This is a genomic window from Vibrio japonicus, from assembly GCF_024582835.1.
Classification (GTDB): domain Bacteria; phylum Pseudomonadota; class Gammaproteobacteria; order Enterobacterales; family Vibrionaceae; genus Vibrio; species Vibrio japonicus.
Genome location: NZ_CP102096.1, coordinates 1,417,724 through 1,439,072, shown reverse-complemented (window position 1 = coordinate 1,439,072; position 21,349 = coordinate 1,417,724). Strand labels below are relative to the sequence as shown.

The window sequence follows — 21,349 nt, the reverse complement described above, 5'->3', positions numbered from 1 at the left end:
TTTTACATCCCGGTTTTTTTATTGTGTTAACTCTAAGAAGGTAGCTAAAAATGTAATAGCAGGATTTCTTATAGTACCTTACAAGCAAACCCTTTCAGGTAGAAACCCTCAGGGTACGCGCTGTCTGTTGGGTGGTCGGCAGCTTGTTCGAATCGTTCGATGAATTTCACTTGGCGGCCAGAGTCGACAGCGGCATCGGCAATCACTTTTTGGAATAGGTCTGCACTCATTAGGCCAGAGCAAGAGTAGGTCAGTAGTGTACCGCCCGGTTTAAGGATCTGCATCGCTAACATGTTGATATCTTTGTAGCCATTTGCACCTGAAGTAAGATTGTTTTTGCTTGAGACAAACTTCGGTGGGTCCATGATCACAACGTCAAATTTTGTACCCTGATCGCGGTATTCACGAAGCAGCTTAAATACATCCGCGTTCAAAAAGACGGCACGTTTCTTTGAAATATCGAACTCATTTAATTCGGCGTTGAACTTGGCTGTGTCCAAGGCTGGCTGAGATACATCCGCGTTAATTACACGTTTAGCACCACCTTTTAATGCGTAAAGACCGAATCCACCTGTGTACGAGAAACAGTTTAGAACGTCTTTGTCTTTTACGTATTTCATTGATTGAAGGCGGCTGTCACGTTGGTCTAGGTAAAAACCTGTTTTATGTCCACCGACAATATCGACACTAATTTTTACGCCGTTTTCTTCAATCACCACGGATTTAGGTGGCTCTTCACCGTGAAGAACCCCCATGGTTTCTTCCAGGCCTTCTTTTTTACGAACTGCTACATCAGAACGCTCGTAGATATTGCACTCTGGGAACACCTCTAATAATGCTTCAACTAAGGTCTGTTTATGGAATTCAGCACCTGCGCTCAAAAGCTGACATACCAAAAAGTCTTGGTATTTATCAATTGTAATGCCTGGTAGACCATCTGACTCTGCTGCAATCAGGCGATAACCCGTTAAGCCATCACGTTCGATGATGTCTTCACGGAGCAACTGTGCATCTTGAATACGTTTTACAAAAAACGCTTTGTTGATGTCTTCTTTATTAAATGACCAAACGCGAGCTCGGATTTGAGAGTTAGGAGAGTAGGCCGCTTTAGCAAGCCATTTTCCATCATGAGTAAATACATCTACTGTTTCACCAAGAGCCGGCTCTCCTTCAACTTTATTAATGCCACGAGAGAATACCCATGGGTGTTTACGGCGAAGAGACTTTTCACGGCCTTTTACAAGATAGATAGCTGGAGTCATTGATTTACTCGATTGATAGTTTGGAAAGGGTGGGTATTGTCGGGGATGTTGTTTTGAAAATCAAATAAAAGAGCCGCTTGAAAGCGGCTCTTTGTAGTTAACTTCAGCTCGGGATAATTAGGCTTTTAACCCTGTGAGTAACTGTTCCATCGAGTTACTCTGATTCCTCAGTTGCGTGATGTTGCTGTTGGTTGCATCAATCATTTCACAAACTTGGTTGGATTGAACTCTTATTTCTTCGACACTTGCCGCGATATTGTCCGCAACCACTCCTTGTTCTTCTGCGGCTGTCGCGATTTGCACGCTACTGTCTGAAATGGTTTGATTCTTGTCTGCCAGAGAGATGATTTCTGAATTAACTTCAGACATTAAAGATCTGCCTTGATTCGCATTAGCTACGGTTGTTTCCATCAACTTAGTCAGTGATTGGCTGTTACGTTGTAATGCCTCAATCATAGTCTGGATCTCAATCGTTGCCTTCTGCGTTCTGCCCGCGAGTGTACGTACTTCGTCGGCTACGACAGCAAACCCTCGGCCTTGTTCACCAGCTCGTGCGGCTTCAATAGCGGCATTCAGTGCCAATAGATTTGTTTGCTCTGAAATAGCATTAATCGTTGCGACCACTTCATCAATTTGAGCTGCGTTCGCGTCAAGTTCTGCAACCGCTTCTGACGCCGATTGAATTTCGCTAGAAAGTTGTGAGATAGAGCTGAGTGTATGTCCAACCTTATGCTGGCCTTGTTGTGCAACTTCTCTCGCATCTTCCGTTTGAGTACTAGAATCATGAGCCAGGTTCGCAACCTCACGGATGGTCGATGCCATTTCTTCTGTCGCACTGGCTAGCGAACTTAAATGCTCTTGCTGAGTGTTAGAAGTAGACGCCGTTTGCTGATTCGTTTGGTTTAGGTCAGAACTGATCTGCTGCATCAGAGCGATGGACTCTTGAATCGATAAAACCATTTGTTGCTCACGTTCAGCAACGCGGTCGATAGTAATTGCTATTTCACTAAACTCATCACGCACTTTAAAAAAGTTCATTCTGTTGGTTAAATCGCCTTCCGCTAACGTCGATAGCGCTTTGTTCATGGTAAACATAGCACCACCAATAAAGGTCATGATGTAGTAAACCCCCATAGCTATTAAAAATAATGTAACTGCTATGATTGTAATGTGGGTAGCAGAAAGCGCAGTCCACAAGTCTTGGTTATGTGTGGCGATAAGACTGAATTGACCATTATTCACAAGGACAGATCCTGCGCCTGTTCCGAAAGCGATTGTCTCTGAATGTTTGATCATCTCCGACACTTGCTCTTTACCAAGATTGCCAGCTTCAATGAGATTACGCATGAGCAGAAGCTCATCTTGGTATAGATGGTTTAGCATTGCGTCAGCTGCGTTGTCTAAGACTACTGTGAGGACACATAAAGCGATGAATGGTAATAAGAAGAGAAGATAGAACTTTTCTTGAATTTTTAAGTGTATGAGATATTTATCAATCCAGCGAAACGGTATTTCTTTCATAATGCTTTGTATCCAAAAGTGTTTAATAAAGTTTCTTGGTTAAACAGGCGGAATATATCACCAATGTCGAGTGAGGTATCAGAAATGTTGCAAAAATGCGAGAAGTTTACAGTATTTGGGATGGTGCAAGGGGTTGGGTTTCGATATCACACTTCTCATCAAGGGCTTAAGCTTGGATTAACCGGCTATGCCAAAAACCTAATGACGGGTGAGGTAGAGGTTGTTGTGTGTGGTAGCGAAGATAAAATCAAAGAGATGGCAGCATGGTTGGAAGAAGGCCCTAAAACAGCAACCGTAGATTCGGTCGTTTCAGAGCCAATGTCGTTTAAACCGTTTAAAGGATTTAAAATTCTATAGCGAGTAGACTAAAGACACTTCACCGGTTTTGGTAATCCCGCGAGTTTTGTCGCTTGTTTTGCTGGCCCCTGTTTAAACAGCTTAAATAGGTACTTACTGTTTCCTTTTTCTGGGCCGTGTGCTTTTTCCATCGCTTTAACCAGCATTCTTACTGCCGGAGAAGTATTAAACTCTTCATAAAAATCACGCACAAAATGGACAACTTCTAAGTGCGCATCGGTCAATTCAATGCCTTCTTGTTCGGCAAGCACTGCGATCATCCCTTCGTCCCATTGCTTGTGGTCCAGTAGGTAACCTTGAGCATCAGTTTCAATCTGTTTGCCGTTATATTCGAACATCTTTACTACCTTAAAATCACTGATATTGAATAGGGTAGCGCAGCTATCAGTGAAATCACAATAAGCAAGAAAAGAAAAAGCCCGAAAGCGTTAACTTTCGGGCTCTGGTAAGACAGTTTATGAACAGATTAGTCGTCGTTCATAATGCCTAGGATGCTTAGTAGGCTAGTGAACAGGTTAAGAATGTTCAGGTACATAGAGACAGTAGCGCTAACATAGTTTGTCTCTTCACCACGCACAATGCGGCTTGTGTCGTATAGGATGAAACCAGAGAACACAAGTGCAGAGATGCTGCTGATCGCTAACTGAGCAACAGTTGAACCAACAAAGATGTTGATGATTGCCGCTACGATAACAATGATCAGGCCTGCAATTAGGAAGTTACGCATGAAAGAAAAATCTTTCTTGCTGCTGATTGTGTAAGCAGATAAGCCTAGGAATACCATACCTGTTAAACCAAGTGCTTGCGCGATAATTGACGGGCCGCTTGGGATAGACGCGTAGTAGTTCAGCATTGGACCTAACGCACCACCCATCAGAGTAGTGAAGACAAATGTCCAAACAATACCCATTGAAGAGTTAATGCTGCGAGGCAAAGCAAAAAACAGAATGCCGATAGCCGCTAGCTGCATAACCAGCGCCATGATTGAAGAAATGCCCATTGCCATGGTAGCAACTGCAGCGATAGCACTGGTTACTAGTGTCATAGACAATAGGAAATACGTATTTTTAAGCGTTTTGTTTATCTCAAGTACATTATGTGCACTTGTTGAGCGGGTAAACATAGGACTATTCATGATCTTCCTCGTAAGGGTTTTATGTTTATGAATACATTTATGAGGTTGAATGATCAAAAGATCAAGCCCCCTAACGTTTTTCAGTTCTTAAAATAATAATAGAATTAGAATGTTAAGTATGTTGAAAGATGTAACACAATATAACACAAATAAATGAGGCGACCTAAGCCGCCTCCGAATACTTAACTGAGCATACCTTAGTGGCTGAGAATTTGAGACAAGAAGTTCTGCGTGCGGTCTGATTGTGGGTTTTCAAAGAAGTCGACAGGGTTGTTCTCTTCAATGATTTCACCAGCATCCATAAAGATAACTCTGTCTGCTACTTCTTTTGCAAAACCCATTTCGTGAGTAACACAAAGCATGGTCATCCCTTCTTCGGCTAGCTCAACCATAACGTCAAGCACTTCGCGCACCATTTCTGGGTCGAGTGCGGAGGTTGGTTCATCAAACAACATGACTTGTGGGTTCATACAAAGTGAGCGGGCGATCGCTACACGCTGTTGCTGGCCACCAGAAAGCTGCCCTGGGTACTTGTTCGCCTGATCTGGAATTTTAACGCGTTCTAGATACTTCATCGCGACTTCTTCCGCCTTGTCTTTTGGCATCTTCTTTACCCAAATAGGTGCCAACGTGCAGTTTTCTAACACCGTTAGGTGAGGGAACAGGTTAAAGTGTTGGAAGCACATGCCAACTTCTCGGCGCACGGCTTCGATGTTCTTTAAGTCTTCCGTCAATTCATTACCGGAAACGAAAATATGTCCTTTTTGATGCTCTTCCAAACGGTTGATGCAGCGAATCATTGTCGATTTACCTGAACCTGATGGGCCACAAATAACAATCTTTTCGCCTTTCTTAACGTTTAAATTGATGTTCTTTAATACGTGGAACTGACCGTACCACTTATTCATATCCTGAATTTGGATCATGTAATCTTGTTGTTGCGTCATAATACGTCCTTGAGTTCTCTAATTTATCGTTTGTGACCGGTATTCAGTTTGTTTTCTAGCCAAATGGAATATCTGGACATACCAAAACAAAATACCCAGAACACTAACGCGACAAAAACATAGCTTTCCGTTGCAAATCCAAGCCATTCAGGGTCGGTATTTGCAGCTTGACCAATACCCAGTACGTCAAACATACCGATGATAAGGACCAAGCTGGTGTCTTTGAACAGGCCAATAAAGGTGTTCACAATGGATGGAATCGTTATCTTCAATGCTTGAGGTAAGATGATAAGCCCCATCTTTTTCCAATAACTTAGGCCGAGAGCATCCGCAGCCTCGTACTGGCCTTTTGGAATCGCTTGCAGACCACCGCGCACTACCTCCGCCATGTAGGCTGAACTGAACATCACGACACCGATAAGGGCGCGGATAAGCTTGTCAGTTTCAGAACCTTCTGACAGGAATAGAGGTAGCATGACTGATGCCATAAACAGCACGGTAATCAGTGGCACACCGCGCCATACTTCTATGTAGATGGTACAGATACTTCGGATGATTGGCATATCTGAACGTCGACCCAGTGACAGCGCGACACCAATGGGAAGAGAGACCACAATACCGACTAACGCGATGATTAAAGTAACGAGTAAGCCGCCCCATTTGTGCGTTTCGACCACTTCCAATCCGAATATACCACCGTATAAAAGACCAGCAATGATGAACGGATAGATGTTGACGAAAAACAGCCAAATCCATGTGCGCTTCGGCGTTTTTTCGTACGCGAGTAGTATGGTGAAAATCGCTAATGTGATATAGAACAAGCGAGGACGCCACAGTTCGGCTTGAGGGTAAAACCCATACATGAACTGCTCCCAGCGAACGCTGATAAATACCCAGCATGCCCCTTCACGAGAACAGGCGTCGCGAGTCGTACCGATCCAGTCAGCATTGATAATCGCCCAATCTAGCACATTCCAAATTAAAGAAATGGCAAAGTAGGCGATGATGACCGTCAGAACAGAGTTTACCGGGCCATTAAATAGGTTTTTACGTAGCCAACCTACCGGACCGACCGTATTGGATGGCGGTGGTAGATCGGGCTGAAATTGATGTACTTTCATGCTTATCTCTCCACCAGTGCAACTTTGCTATTGTAAAGGTTCATTAACGCAGACGTGACCAAACTCAGAGTTAAGTAAACAGCCATTGTCATGGCAATGATTTCGATTGCTTGACCGGTTTGGTTGAGTGTCGTTCCTGCAAACACAGACACCAAATCCGGATAACCGATCGCCATGGCTAGCGAAGAGTTTTTAGTCAGGTTGAGATACTGGCTCGTTAACGGTGGAATGATAATGCGCAGAGCCTGAGGAATAATGACGAGTTTCAGGGTTCTGTTGCGTGGCAAGCCCAACGACATCGCGGCTTCCGTTTGGCCATAGCTCACCGCGTTAATACCGGAACGTACGATTTCAGCAATGAACGAAGCAGTATAGATACTCAATGCCAAAAGAAGTGCCGCAAGTTCAGGAATAATGCTGACACCCCCACGGAAGTTAAAGCCTTTTAATTCAGGGTATTCTGCACTGATTGGTGATCCCATTATGAAGTACACCACTACAGGAAGCACAACAACCAAACCGAAAATAATACGCCCCATCGGCGTTTGTTGTCCGGTCAAGCGTTGTTTGTTGTTAGCCCAGATGTTGATCAGAAGAGAAGCAACGATGCCGATAAGGAGAGTTGCAATGACAACAGATGAGCCTTCTTCAAAAACAGGCGCGGGGAAGTACAAACCACGTACGTTGAGGAAGATGGCTTCGCCTAAACTTAAACTTTGTCTTGCTGATGGTAGCGCTTGAAGGACTGCGAAATACCAAAAGAATATTTGCAGAAGCAGAGGAATATTACGAAACGTTTCAATATAAACGGCAGCAAATCGACTCACTAACCAGTTAGAAGAAAGTCGCGCAATACCGATAACAAAGCCGATCACAGTCGCTAAAATAATGCCGAGAAAAGAAACTAACGCAGTATTTAATAGACCAATAATAAATGTTCGACCGTAGGAGTAGGTTTCATCGTACTCAATCAGTGTAAGGCCAATCCCAAAACCAGCTTCTTGATTGAGGAAGCCAAACCCCGTCGCGATACCACGCGCTTCCAGGTTGGTGAGTGCATTGTTGACAATCGTATAAAAGAAAAAGGCCAGCGCTAATATCGCAATAATCTGAAATACGGCTGAACGAAAAGTGGGATTGTAAATTAGGCTCGCGTTTGAAGATGGTCTGTTGTCCGTCTTCGACGCAGCGGTACTAGTAGGTTTCATACAGCTACAACCTCAAATCCATTTGTGTAAATAGGGCGGAAAAACCCGCCCATTTATTTTGTAGTTATGTATTTCTTAGCGGATAGGTGGGGCGTACATAAAGCCACCCGCATTCCACAGTGCGTTAACGCCACGTGAGATTTCTAGTGGAGAGCCTGCACCAACCGTACGCTCGAAGCTTTCACCGTAGTTACCGACTTGCTTGACAACTTGGTAGCCCCAATCGTCACGGATACCTAAGCCCTTACCTTTAGGACCATCAACACCCAGTATACGCTTGATGTTTGGATCGGTTGATTTCAGCATATCGTCTGCATTTTTCGACGTGATACCGTATTCTTCTGCATTGATCATCGCATTGAGTGTCCATTTAGCAATGTTCAACCACTGATCATCACCTTGACGTACAGCAGGGCCCAGAGGCTCTTTAGAAATGATTTCAGGAAGAACTTGCGCAGATTTCGGATCTTCAAGATTCAAACGTAGGGCATATAGACCAGATTGGTCAGTAGTAAGCACGTCACAGCGACCGGCATCGAAACCTTTTGACGTTTGTGCAGCAGTATCGAAAACCACTGGTTTGTACGACATACCGCTGTTGCGGAAGTAATCAGCCAGGTTTAGCTCCGTTGTTGTTCCCGATTGAACACAAACAGACGCGCCATCAAGCTCTTTTGCGCTTTTCAGGCCAAGATCCTTCTTAACCATAAAGCCTTGGCCGTCGTAGTAGTTAACACCAACAAAGTTCAAACCTAGTGCGGTATCACGGTGTAGTGTCCATGTTGTGTTACGAGAGAGAATATCGATCTCACCTGATTGAAGCGCAGTGAAACGTTCTTTAGCGGTTAGAGGTACATATTTAACTTTCGTTTTATCCCCAAGTACTGCAGCTGCAAGCGCTTGACAGTACTCAACGTCGATGCCTTCCCACTCACCTTTAGAGTTAGGGTTTGAGAAACCAGGTAGACCAGTACTGACCCCACAAGTGACGAAACCTTGTTTAGTGACCTTATCAAGCGTGCTGTCTGCAGCGGACGCGTTGGTAGTCATAAATGCAGTAGATGCCGCTACAACTGACGCAAGGAGTGTTAGTTTATTTGCCATTTGAATCCTTCCTGAATAATCCTTTGTTAAACCAGGCCACACCTGATACAACGAGTGAAAAATGTTGTGCTTATTCCATTTTTGACCAAATTTGCAGATTTACAGCTTCATGCAAATCAACCACTTATAAGCCTAGGAAAAGAATTGTGAATTCTCAAACTTATAATTTAAAAAGAATTTTGAGTGCAATCACAAACTCTTGTTAACTAGAATGAACAAATGTTACGCAAATGTAAATAGAGCAACAGCTCACGTTATTGGTGCAACAGGAGAGAGTGATCGGATGATAGGAACTAATCGGATATTGTGTTTGGAAGGGCAATACTTCTTAGTATTTAATTCTATCAGTAACATTAAATTTGGTTATAAATTATATTATTTACTCGGTCGCATTTAAGTTATTGCCCTAAGTTTGTTAGTATCTAACTAACAGCCTGTTCAATTATTCAAGGAAAGAAATGCAGTATTTTCCACTGTTTTTAAATCTTAAGAGTAAGCCGGTTCTTGTCGTCGGTGGTGGTGAAGTCGCATGCCGAAAAGTGGATAGTTTAGTGCGTGCAGGGGCGTTGGTAACCATTGTATCCCCACAAATCGCACCGTACTTGCAAGAACTTGTCGATTCACAAGAATGTGTATGGATTCAGAATTTCTATTCAAAAGAACAGCTCGTCCAAAAGTTCATCCAAGTATGGGCAACCACGGATAATCCAGCTTTGAATCATCAGGTTTATCATGACGCGAAGAAACTGGGCATTTTAGTCAATGTCGTGGATGACCAGCCTTATTGTGACTTTATAACTCCCTCTATGGTGAATCGAGGGCGTATTCAGCTCGCGATATCGAGTGGAGGAGCGTCGCCTGTTCTTGTTAGGAATATTCGAGAAAAGTTAGAGGCAACGTTGCCGCATAATTTGTCGTTGTTGGCTGACTTTGGTGCGTCAAAGCGTGCAGATATCAAAGAAGCGCTCCGAAGTGTTGATTCACGACGTAAGTTTTGGGAAAGCTTTTTTGCCGATCCAAGAGTAGACAAAGCCAAAAGCAGAGCAGAACTTGAAGACCTCTACCAAAGCGCACTGAGAGCGGGTGTGGTGGAGCTTGGAAGCGTCACATGGATTGATTTTGGTGACGATGTTGAGCTATTGCCAATGAAAGCGCTAAGGCTGATGCAAGAAGCGGAGCGAGTTCTTTATCCTAAAGCGTGCCCATATTCGTTTGTTGATTTAGTGAGACGAGACGCAGAGCGCGAGTGTTACGGCAGTGACAGTGAGCTTGCTGAGAAGTTGAGCAACGCAAGGCAAGAGCAGTCTCGTGTTGTGGTTTTTGTTGCGCCGAACACTTCTCAATTCAGCTTACTCAAGAACAGCGATCTACATATTCGATTAGGCGCGGTCTAACAAAGAAATTTACTCATTACTCTCTTTATTAAAGCGAGAGCATCAATAAAGCAAAAAAACCGCCAAATGGCGGTTTTTCATATACTGCGAATAAGTCATTAGTCGCGGAAGTTTTCGTACTGGAACGGCTGGCCTAGCTCGGCTTCACGGAGTAGTGCAATGGTTGCTTGCAGATCATCGCGTTTCTTACCTGTCACACGTACTTTTTCACCTTGGATAGACGCTTGAACTTTTAGCTTCGCATCTTTAATCGCTTTAACGACTTTTTTCGCCATTGGCGTATCAATGCCTTGCTTGAAGGTGACAATCTGGTGCCACTTTTTACCTGTCGCTTCCTCAGGTTTTGCTTCCATTGCATTAGCGTCAACGCCGCGTTTTGCAAGGTGAGAGCGCAAAATGTCACGCATTTGCTTTAGCTGGAAGTCTCCTTCAGCGTTCAGTTTCACAGATTCATCTTTTTGCATCTCAAACGACGCGTCAACACCACGAAAATCAAAACGAGTAGACAGCTCACGAGAAGCATTGTCTACCGCATTACGCAGCTCTACAGTATCGATTTCAGATACGATATCAAAAGATGGCATGATTAAGTCCTCTGATTGTAATTATCGTGCTTTAACAGCATTGGCCAACATATCCAGCATTGTCGCTGTATCTTCCCAGCTTAAGCATGGGTCAGTAATGGATTGGCCATAAGTTAAGTTGTGAATGTCATCCATTGGCTGGTTTCCTTCAATGATGAAACTTTCCGCCATGACACCGGCAATCTGATTTTTGCCTGACTTGATTTGTTCACAAATATCGGCCGCAACATCTAACTGCTTTCGATGTTGCTTCTGGCAGTTTGCGTGGCTAAAGTCGACAACCAAACGTTCCGGCAAACCAAATTCAGCCAGTTGTTTGCATGCAGCGTCAACAGATGCTGAATCAAAGTTAGGGCCTTTGTCTCCACCACGAAGAATCACATGGCCATATGGGTTTCCGCTGGTACGGTAAACCGTCATTCGACCATTTTTGTCTGGAGAATAGAAGTAGTGCGACGCTTTAGAGGCACGGATCGCATCGATAGCGATTTTGATATTGCCATTGGTGCCGTTCTTGAAGCCTACTGGGCAAGAAAGAGCAGACGCCATTTCACGGTGAATTTGGGATTCGGTTGTACGCGCGCCGATAGCGCCCCATGAAATTAAATCCGCAATGTATTGGCCAGTGATCATATCCAAAAACTCAGTTGCTGTCGCAAGGCCAAGTTTATTGATATCTAATAAAAGTTTGCGCGCTTTGTGAAGACCAGCTTCGAGAGCGTAAGAGCCGTCAAGGTTAGGGTCGGTGATTAAGCCTTTCCAACCTACAACCGTACGTGGCTTTTCAAAATAGGTGCGCATAACAACGAACAATTCGTCTTTATATTGCTCTTGGATTTTGGCAAGACGATTTGCGTAATCAAGCGCCGCGTCTGTATCGTGTACAGAGCAAGGGCCAACGATGACGATAAGACGATCGTCTTCACCAGTAAGAATTTTTTCAATCTGACGACGAGACTCAGCTATGCGTTCCGCAACATCGTCCGTAATTGGGTGAGCGCTTCCAAGCTCTGCCGGGGTGGGCATAGGACCCAAAGGTTGGGTTCTTAATTCATCGGTTTTGAGTGGCATACTGCAGCCTGTTCTTTTTATTGCGAAGCGATAAAGATAACGGAAACAAACAAAGGAATAAACCACTTATCGCTAAACTTCATTCAGTGTAAACATAAAGTGACAAAGTATTCATATTTACTTACTAAAAATGTAATTGGCTCTTGTGCCTAAGAATATCAATGGGTATGTTTCGTACAAAGCAGAATAATATTATGCACGGAGCAGTTATGAGTATAGAAACATCAAGCGGTTTACACCCAGCCTTAGCATTGGGAGATGTGTTGCCTGAGACAGAATGTTTGACCAGCCATACACATCTGTATGTTTCATTGTCTGATTTAATTATGGAACACATTTTTTACCATCCAAATATTGAATGTGACTCGCAAAAACTGGATGAAGTTGAGTCATCTTCTATTCGAGCGATTTTGGGAGAGGTTTCTCTAGAGGATCACTTTGTTGCGACCCTGACACAACAGATTCACAATGCGATAAAACCGGAACACCAAGCTATTCGCGTCTGCTTGAGCAATGCAGATAGCTATTCGTTTAACTCTCTCATTGGTGGCGGTTTAGAAGAGCATGAAGTCAACCCAGCATTGGGTGTAAGAGGTGTGTCTCGTTACGCCAAAGAGCGCTTTAGAACGGCGTTTATTCTGGAGTGTAAGGTGATTAAGGCGCTGCAAGAGCAGGGCATCGACGTTCAGATTGTGGTTCCGTTTGTTCGTACCATGTCTGACGCGGCAAAAGTGATTGACCTGTTAGCCGAGCAAGGTTTACCACGTGGCCTAAATGGCTTAAAAGTGCATTATTCTGCTGATGTGCCATCGTCCGCTTTGTTAGCAGAAAAGTTATTGCATTATTTTGATGGCATGGTGATTAACTTAGAAAATTTAGCGCAGTTTACTTTGGGTATCGATCGATTCAATGAGCACTTAGAGTATCTCTATGATCCGCAAAACGAAACGATTGTTGAGCTGATTGATATGGCCTCAACGGCGGCCGCGTCAGTCAATAAACCTGTGGTTATCACAAGCAGTCGCTTAATCGAATACCCGAAGATTCAAGAATACATCGTTGAGCATAAACTTGACGCAGTTGTGACAATGTAACGGGAATTTGTTGCCGTATCACTATTGAGAATGCTGATGTTAATAAAATGTTGACATGAATTGGTGTTCATTATGAACTGGGTCTGATAATAATGACTAATCGGACCTGTTTATGTTCTCTCCAATTACCAAAGCCAATCTCTACTTGAAGACGTTTGGCTTTTTAAAAGTACCACTGATCTGGATATGCCGCCCTAAGATTTTGAACCTTGATAGCAAAGGTGTAGAGGTGAAAATTCCACTGAGGCGCACGACGAAAAATCACCTGAACAGCATGTATTTTGGTGTGCTTGCTGTTGGGGCTGATGTTGCCGGTGGGTTTATGGCAATGAGTAAAGCCCAGAGCCGAGGCGAGAAGATATCGTTAGCCTTTAAAGCGGTAGAAGGGCGTTTTCTGAAGCGTCCAGAGGCAGATGTTCACTTTATTTGTAATGATGGTGAACTGATAGATCGCATGCTTGATGAGGTGATTGAGACAGGAGAGCGAGTGAACCAATCGGTTAAAATTACCGCCATCTGCCCTTCATTACATGGGGACGAGCCAATGGCGGAATTTGAGCTTACTCTGTCACTGAAGAAAATGGGTGGCTGATGTCATCCACTTCAATCTCTTCTACGGCGACAATTTTGCTTCTGTTTAAGACAATCTTCCAACGGTAGTATTTTACTTCTCCGTTGTGAGCGTCTTCTTTAGCGATTAAGTTAATTAGGTGCCGCTTTTCAACCGATTCGCGGCTCACTTGCCCGTTGCTCAAGGTGTAAACCTTATTAGATCCTTTGTCCATAAGTCGCATTAGTGGTCGCATACTAATCAGTAGCGACTCGCGCGTCTCTTCATAACCACTCATGAATTTCGATGTCGCCATTTCGACTTCTGAGCGATAGTGGAGAATCGTTTCTTCTCTCTGTACAACGCGTTTTTTACGGATGAGCTTGATTCTGTCGGGCAGTTTTTCGAGCAGTTTGTAGTCGAGCCACTCGAGCTTTTGTCCTACTGCTTTTTGGGTGGTTGGATCTAGGTAGAGCTTACGCCACTTGGGTCTGCCTTTGCGAAGCCAACGCCACATGACATCACGCAAATCGTCTTTAAAAATCTCGCGAAGCGCATAGACAAATGACATCAACACGATGAATGACACGGTAATTTCGCCCCAGTAATCGCGCGCTAAAATAGCCGTAATGGTAACAAACACCATCACAAATCCCGTCGCGCTGCCTTTCACCACTCGCTTCATGTTACTTCCGAGTGATTGTGTTTTCTCTTTCAGAACAACGGGGTGTTCTATCAGACGGCGGAGCAATCGCATTTTGTTGCTCAATCGCGTGACGTCGTCACGTACTCGTTCAGAATTGTAGTTATTTAGCTTTCTGTGGGCAGTTTCCTTCTCAACAATGGCCAATAAACTTTCTTTAATTGACTTGTACTCACCATCGCGAGGCATATGTGCCACCAGCGACATTAGCCTTTGTCCGGTATACCAAGAAAGATAGTTATCAATGTTCGCGTAGTAACGCTTTAAATTTTCTTCGTAGGGGATACCACGACGCAGTTTCTTTAGAATATCTAAAGCCAGGTCAATCACTTCATCCACTTCATCAACGGTGACGGATTCTTTATTGTGCTTGTTTAGCTGGCTAACTGCCTTATCTAGTGCTATTACGTACTGATACGCGAACAAGCTCAAGCTGACACGATATTGAGTAGAGGAGAGTCGACCGCGTTTCGCTAAGCGGCTGTGTACTAGGGGGAGAAGGGTTTTATCACTGTAGTAAGCGCGTTTTTGGACAATGGACTCATAATAAAACTCACTTTCTTTTTGCACATCGGCAGTCAGTCCCAGTTCGCCAGGTACAAAAAAGTAAAGGTCTACGGTCGCTTTCTTCGTTGAAGCCATTGCATGAGAGATTTTGAGAGTGATGCCGTCCTGCTTATCAACGGTGATCAATGAAAAGCTCCTAAAAAAACTACCAATAACTGGCGAAAGCATATCAGAGATTCGTTATAATCACCGCAAATTTAATAAGAGACAGTTTAAATGATTAAAGTTGGTCAGATTAACCACTTAGAAGTAGTACGGAAGGCAGATTTTGGCGTATTTCTCGATGCCGGTGACTACGGTACGACATTGCTGCCTAATCGCTTTGTTCCAGAAGGCGTTGAAGTAGGAGATACGGTTGACGCTTTCTTGTACTTCGACTCTGACAGCCAGATCGTGGCAACAACTGAAACGCCTATCGCGCAAGTAGGCGAATGGGGATTGATGCAAATTGAAGGCGTGAATAGTACTGGTGCTTTTGCAAACTGGGGGATTAAAGGTAAAGACTTATTGATTCCTTTCAGTGAACAACGCGCGCGTTTTACTGCGGGTCAAAATGTACTTGTTTATGTCTATACCGATAAAGCGTCTGGTCGAATTGTAGGAACCACCAAATTCAATAAGCTTTTAGATAAGACAACACCCCAATATGCGCGTAATCAGCAAGTGGATTTGATCATTGCTGAGCGTAGTGACCTTGGTTACAAAGCGATTGTCGAAGGTGAACACTGGGGAATGATTTTTAAATCCGATGTTTTTGGCAAGCTGTTTATCGGCAAAAAGCTGAAAGGCTACATTAAAAACATACGTGAAGACGGCAAAATTGACCTTGCATTGCAAAAAGTCGGCGTGGCCAAAATGGATGACTTAAGCGAGCGAATCCTAGACTTGCTGGAGAAAAAAGGTGGCTTTTTACCACTGAATGATAAATCTAGCCCTGAAGCTATTTTTGCTGCGTTTCGTACCAGTAAAGGGACCTTTAAAAAGTCCATCGGTGGATTGTACAAATTAGGCAAGATCGTGATTGAAAAAGAAGGCATTCGCTTAGTATAAGCGTTACTTTTTGCCCTTAGCCCAGCGCTAGGGGCAAAAAAAGCCCAAAGCTGGGGGCCTTGGGCACAGGGGAAAGGGCTCTCATGAGCCTGCGCTAATCGGCCATATTACCTAATGACTCGATACTTTAAAGTCTAGTGTATTGTGTATATTTCGCTAGGCGAAGTAACAAATTCATACTTTACTCAATTTGTTAAGAACGCTGTCATACTTTTACTCAACCTAATTTAAGTAGCGAGCATAGATTGGGTCTAAAATAAGTTCTTATCACGTACGAGTTCACGTGGTAGTCCGTTTTTCACTCTATTCCCAACCCACTTACCTAAACCGATCACATCATCACCCAATTTGACGATGACTTCTCCTTTACCAGATTGGTTGTTTGGTCGAACATCTCTACCCATAAACCATTCTCGAGCATCCTCTACGGAAAGCTCAACGCTATGCGCTTCTTTTCCTGTTGCTAGAGCGGTTGCGACTTGGTGCTGCCAGCGGTAGCCATTTTTATGGGTTTCAGCAATTTTGATGCCCATACGAGAAAAACGGAACTCACCAAGCATTGGCTCTAAAGCGTTCGGGAATAACCAAACATCTTTTTCACGCAGCCAAACAGAACTGTCATTAGGCAACGCGATTTCCAGTGCTTTATGCAGTTGCTTTTCCACTTCATCTTGAACTTTCTGAGAGGCTTTCTCAAAAGGGAACCTGCCCAAGCGCTTTTTCACTTGTGGCGCGTCGGTAGCGGCAAGTTTACGGATTCGCGCGACAAAGAAGCCTTCGCAGTCATACACTTGTGGGAAGATGTGTAAAAAGCCTTCTTCCGTCACGGCTTTGTCAGCATCGGTGAAAAGCTCGGCTAAGTTATCGAATTCGACAGCATCGCCAAATTTCTCTTTTAGATGGTGGCAGACTTGCTGGTTTTCTTCGACGCTGAGCGTACACGTTGAATAGACCAAAACGCCGCCCACTTTCAAGGCATGAAATGCGCTTTCAATCAGATCTTTTTGTGTGTCCGAGATAGAAATGACTGATTCTTTGTTCCAGTTTTTCATCGCATCGGCATCTTTACGCACTGTGCCTTCACCCGAGCAAGGAGCATCAATCAGGACGGCTTCAAATTGCTCGGGTAGCCAACCACCAAATACTCGGCCGTCGAAGTTGCTAAGTGCCGCATTGCGTACACCGCAACGTTCGATATTCGCGTGTAAGACTTTTACTCGGCTGGCTGAAAATTCATTGGCAACCAATACGCCTTCATTGCTCATATTGGCCGCGATTTGTGTCGTTTTTGAGCCTGGTGCTGCGGCCATATCTAACACACTTTCAAAACGGTCTTCGTCACTTTTAAACAGCGCAGACACGGGCATCATCGAGCTTGCTTCTTGAATGTAGAACAGCCCAGACATATGCTCTGCCGTATTCCCAAGAGGAACCACACTTTCGTCAGCTTCAATCCAGAACCCTTCATGACACCAAGGCACTTGAGTGAGCTCCCAGCCTTTTTCTGCTGCTCTTTTTACGAACTCTTCAACGGTGATCTTGAGGGTATTCACACGAATACTTTTTCTCAAAGGGCGTTGGCAAGCAGAAATGAAATCTTCCATGTTGAGTGAAGCGGGAAGGATGGCCTCCATTTCGTCAAGAAATGCTTGGGGCAAATATACGTTTGAATGCAAGGTTGTTTCTCTGAACGCGATAAAATGGGCACGAATTATAGCGGATTAAAGCAAAAAACGCAGCGTGGAGGCTGCGTTTTTATTATCAGTTTATCTATTCAGATGGTTTTTATTGTGGCTTGGGTATCGCTGTTCGCCATTTTGTCCAGCCTTCTTGGCCTTGTGGGTGAAGGTAAAATGCCTGTCCCGGTTTGGCGATAGGTTCTAGTTGTTTGTCTTCAGGCGTGGCGAAAGTAATTCCTCCCCTGATCAAGCTATCAACCGTACCTGCGCGGATTTCTGCCCCCGAAATTCCTATTGATACATCAACGCCAGATGTATTCCAAAAGACGCTGTTTTGTCTGATAAGGTAGGCAAATTTGGGTTGGATACTGACGGTGGTGACGACTCGGTCAGCAAACTCACCCAGTTCCACGTTGGTGACTCTGCCCACTTCGATCTGACGATAAAGAACAGGCGTATCTTTAGCCACAGATCCTCGTTGTTCACTTTGCAAAATAAATTGCACACCATTTGAGCCAACAGCATTACTGTTGAGCGTAAAACTCTGTTTTGGTTCCCCATTTCCGGGCGTAACGTAAATAGACTGACTCAGCAAATTGCCGATGTTTTTCACACCGCCTAATCCAATCTCAGGTTTTGCTATCCAAAAATAAGAACCTGTTCTTGCAATAGAGGCAGCGAATTCAGGCAAAATATGCGCATCGATCTCCATTTTCTCTTGGGAGAAGTTGGGGTAAACCAACGTTACTTCACCAACTGTGATGCCGTTGTATTTTATAGGCGTACCTTTTACAACGGAGTTTTCGCCTTCAAAAATCAGGGAGATTTTTTGCCCGAGCTTTCTGGCACTTTTAAAGTTGTCATACAGAAGCCATTTTTCGTTCTGTTTGTTAATGACGCCGGGTAGAGAGTCAAATGCGATTCCACCTTGAACTAACGACTTAAGCGGGGACGCCGTCACGTTAACGCCAGATAAACTTGCTTCGACTTCTATTCCTGAACGATTCCAGAATACAGTTTGATTTGTGACTAAGTATTTGTATTGATTTTCGATACTGGCAGTGATGAAAACACCGCCGTCCACTAACTTAAAATCAGAAACGTTCCCGACTTGTAAGTTGCGGTAGAGGAGAGGGCTGCCTTTGCTGATGGGAGGCAGTTCAGTGGCATACAGCGTCAGCTTACTCGAACCGGAAAGGTTATATTTGGCTAATTCCGCTAAGGATTTGCTCTGATACAGTTGGTACGTTTTCTTCGCTTTGCCTGTCCCTTCACTGACAAAACTGATAGAGCCAGTCAATAACTGCTTTGCTGGTGGCACGTTCACATTCAAGCCTGACTCCGTGAGTTCAGCGCTCGCGCTGCCCGTCACAAAAAAACGGTTATTCGATTTGATGAGGTGGGCATATCTCACATCGATTAGCGTGTCGATGCTGACTTGATCGTCGATAAGTTGAACGCCAGCGATCGAGCCGACAGTGATGCCTTTATAAAGGATATGAGCACCGACATCCAAACCAAATGAATTGTCAGACGTTAGCTGAACCGAGATAGAGCGCGCTTGTTGGCGGTCATAGTCATTTTGTCGAATGGCAGTAAACGTACGTGCGCGTTCGCCCTCGCCGGGAACAATCGTTAAAAAGTTACCTTTGATGATATTGGGTAAATTTCTTACTTCCGAAAAGGAGACTTCCGCTTCTTCAAGAATAAAGCGAGTGCCGCTGTTTAGCATATCGCTAAATGCCGGTTGAATAGCTGCAGAGGCAACGATTTTCTGTCGTTCGTCTCTAAGCTGCAAATCCGTAATTTGGCCGACTTCTATCCCTCGGTACATGATTGGCGCACCGGAAGCACTGATGTTGTTGTTGTCCGGGAGCTCAACTTTGATCGCGATACCACGACCAGCGGTTTTGAGGTCAGGGTAGAGCTTGAATTTGCTGTTATCACCAATGGGTTCGCCGCCATCCGGTGAATCAACGGCTATGGCACCACCAATGAGTGCGCTCAAGCTATCAAAGCGTACATCAACGCCAGAAAAACCGATTGTCGCGCCAACACCGCTCACATTCCAGAAGCGGCTATCGTCTGTGATGATATGTCGGTATTCGTCTCGTATTGACGCCTGAATGAGCACATTTTTCGCTTCTTCATCCAATTGGTAGTTGTAGACTTCACCAATCGGGATCTTTCGGTAAACAATTTGAGAACCGATTGATACTCCGCCTAGATCCCTTGCGCTGAGAGTAATGTTTAGCCCTTCTTTCGCCAGAAGATCAGAGGGTGCTCGTTCGAGTGCTGTGAACTCTGTTTCGAAATCAGAGCCTTCTGCTCCAGGTGAAATTGCAATGTAGTTACCTGACACTAGGGCATCCAAACCGGAAACACCGGATAAACTTGCGGTCGGTTTTACCATCCAAAAACGCGTGTTTTGTCCGAGTAGTTTGGTGGCTTCTGGGTAGATATCCGCTTCCACATAAATGCTTTGTAAATCGTCCGTGAGTTTTACATCTCTAACCATCCCGACTTCCAAGCCTTGATATTGAATGGTTGTTCGCCCAACAATGAGGCCTTGTGCATCAGAAAAGTAGATCTGAATCCGCTGGCCTGCATCTTGGATAGCTTTGTACACTAAAAAGCCAGCAAGGATGACTGTTAGAAAAGGCAATAACCATAAAGGCGATATGCCACCACCGCGCTTTACCTCTGGTGAATACGATTTTTGTGAGGGAGTTGGATTACTCATCTAAAGACTCTCTACTGTTTTTGTCGGGCGTATAGTTGTCCCAAATTAAGCGTGGATCTAAGCTTTCGGTTGCCAACATGGTCAGTACAACGACCAAACCAAAAGCGACGGCACCAAGGCCTGGTGTGAAGTCTAAAATCTGGCCACGGTCAAGTAATGTCATCATGATGGAAATAACGAACAGATCCATCATCGACCAACGACCAATCCATTTGATCAAAAAGAAGATGTACATTCGTTGCTTGTGGAGAATGGTTCGCTTGAACTTGATTGCCAAGAGTATGTAAGACAAGCCCAAGATTTTGCAGACGGGAACGACAATACTCGCGACGAATATAATGAGAGCGATCCCACTCATACCACTCTTTACTAAAGAAGCGACCCCAGAAAAAATGGTATCTTCCAATCGTTGCCCGTTGGTTAATAAAATAGAGATCGGCATTAGGTTAGCCGGAAAAATAGCGACACTTGCTGCAAGTAAATACGCCCAAGTTTTCTGTATAGAGTGGGGCTTTCTGTGATGAATTGGACTGTTGCAGCGTGAGCAGTGTTCACCTTCAGGCTGTGAAAGGTGGCAAGTATGGCAGTGGAGCTGCTTTTTACCTAAGTTGAGGCTGCTTTCCGGCAGATACTCTTCCCAATATTGATAGACTCTTACGCGAGTGACCAGCAATACGGTGGCGAGCTGGAGCAGTACTAATCCATATAAGCCTGTGCCGACAAAAATGTCTGAGTAGTCTTGGAGTTTAAAACAAGAAATGGCAACACTGACCAGAAACACATCGATCATTGCCCATGATTTAATATGTTGAACGACACTCAGTGATAGCTTTAGTGCTTTGAAAGCACGTTGTTTTAACGAGACGTGTGCGGATATCACTGCAACAGCCAGAATCAGCGGGGCAATTGAGCTACAGAAAAAGATCAGAACAGCAAGTAAGGGAAACCCTTCTTGAATGAGTGCCCATATCCCATTGGGGAGTGTAGCAGGAATCATCACCCCAAATAGACGAATGCTGATAAAGTCGAAAAAGTGGGAGGGGATGAAGAGCAGTAAGCAGGTAACCGCGATGGCGAGGTTTCCTGATAAAGATGGCATCCCACCTTTGTAAAGCGGTGTACCACAACGTGGGCACGAAGCACTCAGACCTTTTTCAAGTGGAACATTGTCTATCGGTAGCTCACACCCTTGGCATAAACGGACACTGTTTGGCGGGGTGCAGTGAGAGTGGGGATTGTTACATGGAGGGTGAGTCATA

The 21,349-nt window shown here is 44.4% G+C and carries 19 protein-coding genes; 5 read left to right on the top strand and 14 right to left on the bottom strand.

The window, feature by feature from the left end; translation table 11 throughout:
- Positions 1-68 precede the first annotated feature (68 nt).
- Entirely contained in the window at positions 69-1,262 is a 1,194-nt protein-coding gene (locus tag NP165_RS06790; RefSeq protein ID WP_257083231.1) for a class I SAM-dependent methyltransferase, read from the bottom strand.
- A 117-nt stretch (positions 1,263-1,379) separates the two neighbouring features.
- Positions 1,380-2,783: a methyl-accepting chemotaxis protein gene (locus tag NP165_RS06785; RefSeq protein ID WP_257083230.1), complete on the bottom strand. Its 1,404-nt coding sequence runs from the start codon at positions 2,781-2,783 to the stop codon at positions 1,380-1,382.
- A gap of 84 nt (positions 2,784-2,867) precedes the next feature.
- Between NP165_RS06785 and yccX the strand changes: the two genes are divergently transcribed.
- Positions 2,868-3,140 carry an acylphosphatase gene (gene yccX / locus NP165_RS06780; protein WP_257083229.1) on the top strand — a complete coding sequence of 91 codons (273 nt, stop codon included), beginning with the start codon at positions 2,868-2,870 and terminating at the stop codon, positions 3,138-3,140.
- An 8-nt stretch (positions 3,141-3,148) separates the two neighbouring features.
- On the opposite strand, the gene NP165_RS06775 is transcribed toward yccX, so the two are convergent.
- The 6 genes from NP165_RS06775 to NP165_RS06750 form a co-directional block, all read right to left on the bottom strand.
- The gene (locus NP165_RS06775; RefSeq protein WP_257083228.1) at positions 3,149-3,478 is read right to left on the bottom strand and encodes a TusE/DsrC/DsvC family sulfur relay protein; all 330 of its coding nucleotides are present in this window, start codon (positions 3,476-3,478) and stop codon (positions 3,149-3,151) included.
- 128 nt (positions 3,479-3,606) lie between these two features.
- The gene (locus NP165_RS06770; RefSeq protein WP_257083227.1) at positions 3,607-4,275 is read right to left on the bottom strand and encodes a Bax inhibitor-1/YccA family protein; all 669 of its coding nucleotides are present in this window, start codon (positions 4,273-4,275) and stop codon (positions 3,607-3,609) included.
- A 197-nt stretch (positions 4,276-4,472) separates the two neighbouring features.
- Positions 4,473-5,222 carry an amino acid ABC transporter ATP-binding protein gene (locus NP165_RS06765; RefSeq protein WP_257083226.1) on the bottom strand — a complete coding sequence of 250 codons (750 nt, stop codon included), beginning with the start codon at positions 5,220-5,222 and terminating at the stop codon, positions 4,473-4,475.
- 23 nt (positions 5,223-5,245) lie between these two features.
- Positions 5,246-6,343, bottom strand: coding sequence for an amino acid ABC transporter permease (locus NP165_RS06760; RefSeq protein WP_257083225.1), 1,098 nt, complete (start codon positions 6,341-6,343; stop codon positions 5,246-5,248).
- Positions 6,344-6,345: 2 nt separating this feature from the next.
- Complete coding sequence (locus NP165_RS06755; RefSeq protein ID WP_257083224.1) at positions 6,346-7,551, bottom strand: amino acid ABC transporter permease; 1,206 nt, start codon at positions 7,549-7,551, stop codon at positions 6,346-6,348.
- Positions 7,552-7,626: 75 nt separating this feature from the next.
- A complete protein-coding gene (locus tag NP165_RS06750; RefSeq protein ID WP_257083223.1) occupies positions 7,627-8,655 on the bottom strand; it encodes an amino acid ABC transporter substrate-binding protein in 1,029 nt (342 codons plus the stop codon).
- Between the two features lie 458 nt (positions 8,656-9,113).
- Here NP165_RS06750 and NP165_RS06745 point away from each other — a divergent pair, with 458 nt between their 5' ends.
- Entirely contained in the window at positions 9,114-10,049 is a 936-nt protein-coding gene (locus tag NP165_RS06745) for a siroheme synthase (protein WP_257083222.1), read from the top strand.
- Positions 10,050-10,147: 98 nt separating this feature from the next.
- On the opposite strand, the gene NP165_RS06740 is transcribed toward NP165_RS06745, so the two are convergent.
- Together NP165_RS06740 and NP165_RS06735 are read right to left on the bottom strand one after the other, a co-directional pair.
- Positions 10,148-10,633 carry a YajQ family cyclic di-GMP-binding protein gene (locus tag NP165_RS06740; RefSeq protein WP_257083221.1) on the bottom strand — a complete coding sequence of 162 codons (486 nt, stop codon included), beginning with the start codon at positions 10,631-10,633 and terminating at the stop codon, positions 10,148-10,150.
- A gap of 21 nt (positions 10,634-10,654) precedes the next feature.
- On the bottom strand, positions 10,655-11,704 hold the full coding sequence (locus NP165_RS06735; protein WP_257083220.1) for a 3-deoxy-7-phosphoheptulonate synthase: 1,050 nt from the start codon (positions 11,702-11,704) through the stop codon (positions 10,655-10,657).
- Positions 11,705-11,913: 209 nt separating this feature from the next.
- Here NP165_RS06735 and NP165_RS06730 point away from each other — a divergent pair, with 209 nt between their 5' ends.
- Together NP165_RS06730 and NP165_RS06725 are read left to right on the top strand one after the other, a co-directional pair.
- Entirely contained in the window at positions 11,914-12,798 is an 885-nt protein-coding gene (locus NP165_RS06730) for a putative PEP-binding protein (protein WP_257083219.1), read from the top strand.
- 112 nt (positions 12,799-12,910) lie between these two features.
- Positions 12,911-13,390, top strand: a complete 480-nt coding sequence (locus tag NP165_RS06725; protein ID WP_257083218.1) for a DUF4442 domain-containing protein — start codon at positions 12,911-12,913, stop codon at positions 13,388-13,390.
- On the opposite strand, the gene NP165_RS06720 is transcribed toward NP165_RS06725, so the two are convergent.
- Entirely contained in the window at positions 13,359-14,744 is a 1,386-nt protein-coding gene (locus NP165_RS06720) for a hypothetical protein (RefSeq protein ID WP_257083217.1), read from the bottom strand. The genes NP165_RS06725 and NP165_RS06720 overlap by 32 nt on opposite strands.
- Positions 14,745-14,834: 90 nt before the next feature.
- On the opposite strand from NP165_RS06720, the gene NP165_RS06715 reads away from it, so the two are divergent.
- On the top strand, positions 14,835-15,668 hold the full coding sequence (locus NP165_RS06715; RefSeq protein WP_257083216.1) for a CvfB family protein: 834 nt from the start codon (positions 14,835-14,837) through the stop codon (positions 15,666-15,668).
- Between the two features lie 251 nt (positions 15,669-15,919).
- Here the strand turns inward: NP165_RS06715 and rsmF are convergent, their stop codons facing one another.
- The 3 genes from rsmF to NP165_RS06700 form a co-directional block, all read right to left on the bottom strand.
- Entirely contained in the window at positions 15,920-17,344 is a 1,425-nt protein-coding gene (gene rsmF / locus NP165_RS06710; protein ID WP_257083215.1) for a 16S rRNA (cytosine(1407)-C(5))-methyltransferase RsmF, read from the bottom strand.
- Positions 17,345-17,453: 109 nt separating this feature from the next.
- Entirely contained in the window at positions 17,454-20,090 is a 2,637-nt protein-coding gene (locus NP165_RS06705) for an MlaD family protein (RefSeq protein ID WP_257083214.1), read from the bottom strand.
- On the bottom strand, positions 20,083-21,348 hold the full coding sequence (locus tag NP165_RS06700; RefSeq protein WP_257083213.1) for a paraquat-inducible protein A: 1,266 nt from the start codon (positions 21,346-21,348) through the stop codon (positions 20,083-20,085). The genes NP165_RS06705 and NP165_RS06700 overlap by 8 nt, the downstream gene beginning before the upstream one ends.
- Position 21,349 lies beyond the last annotated feature (1 nt).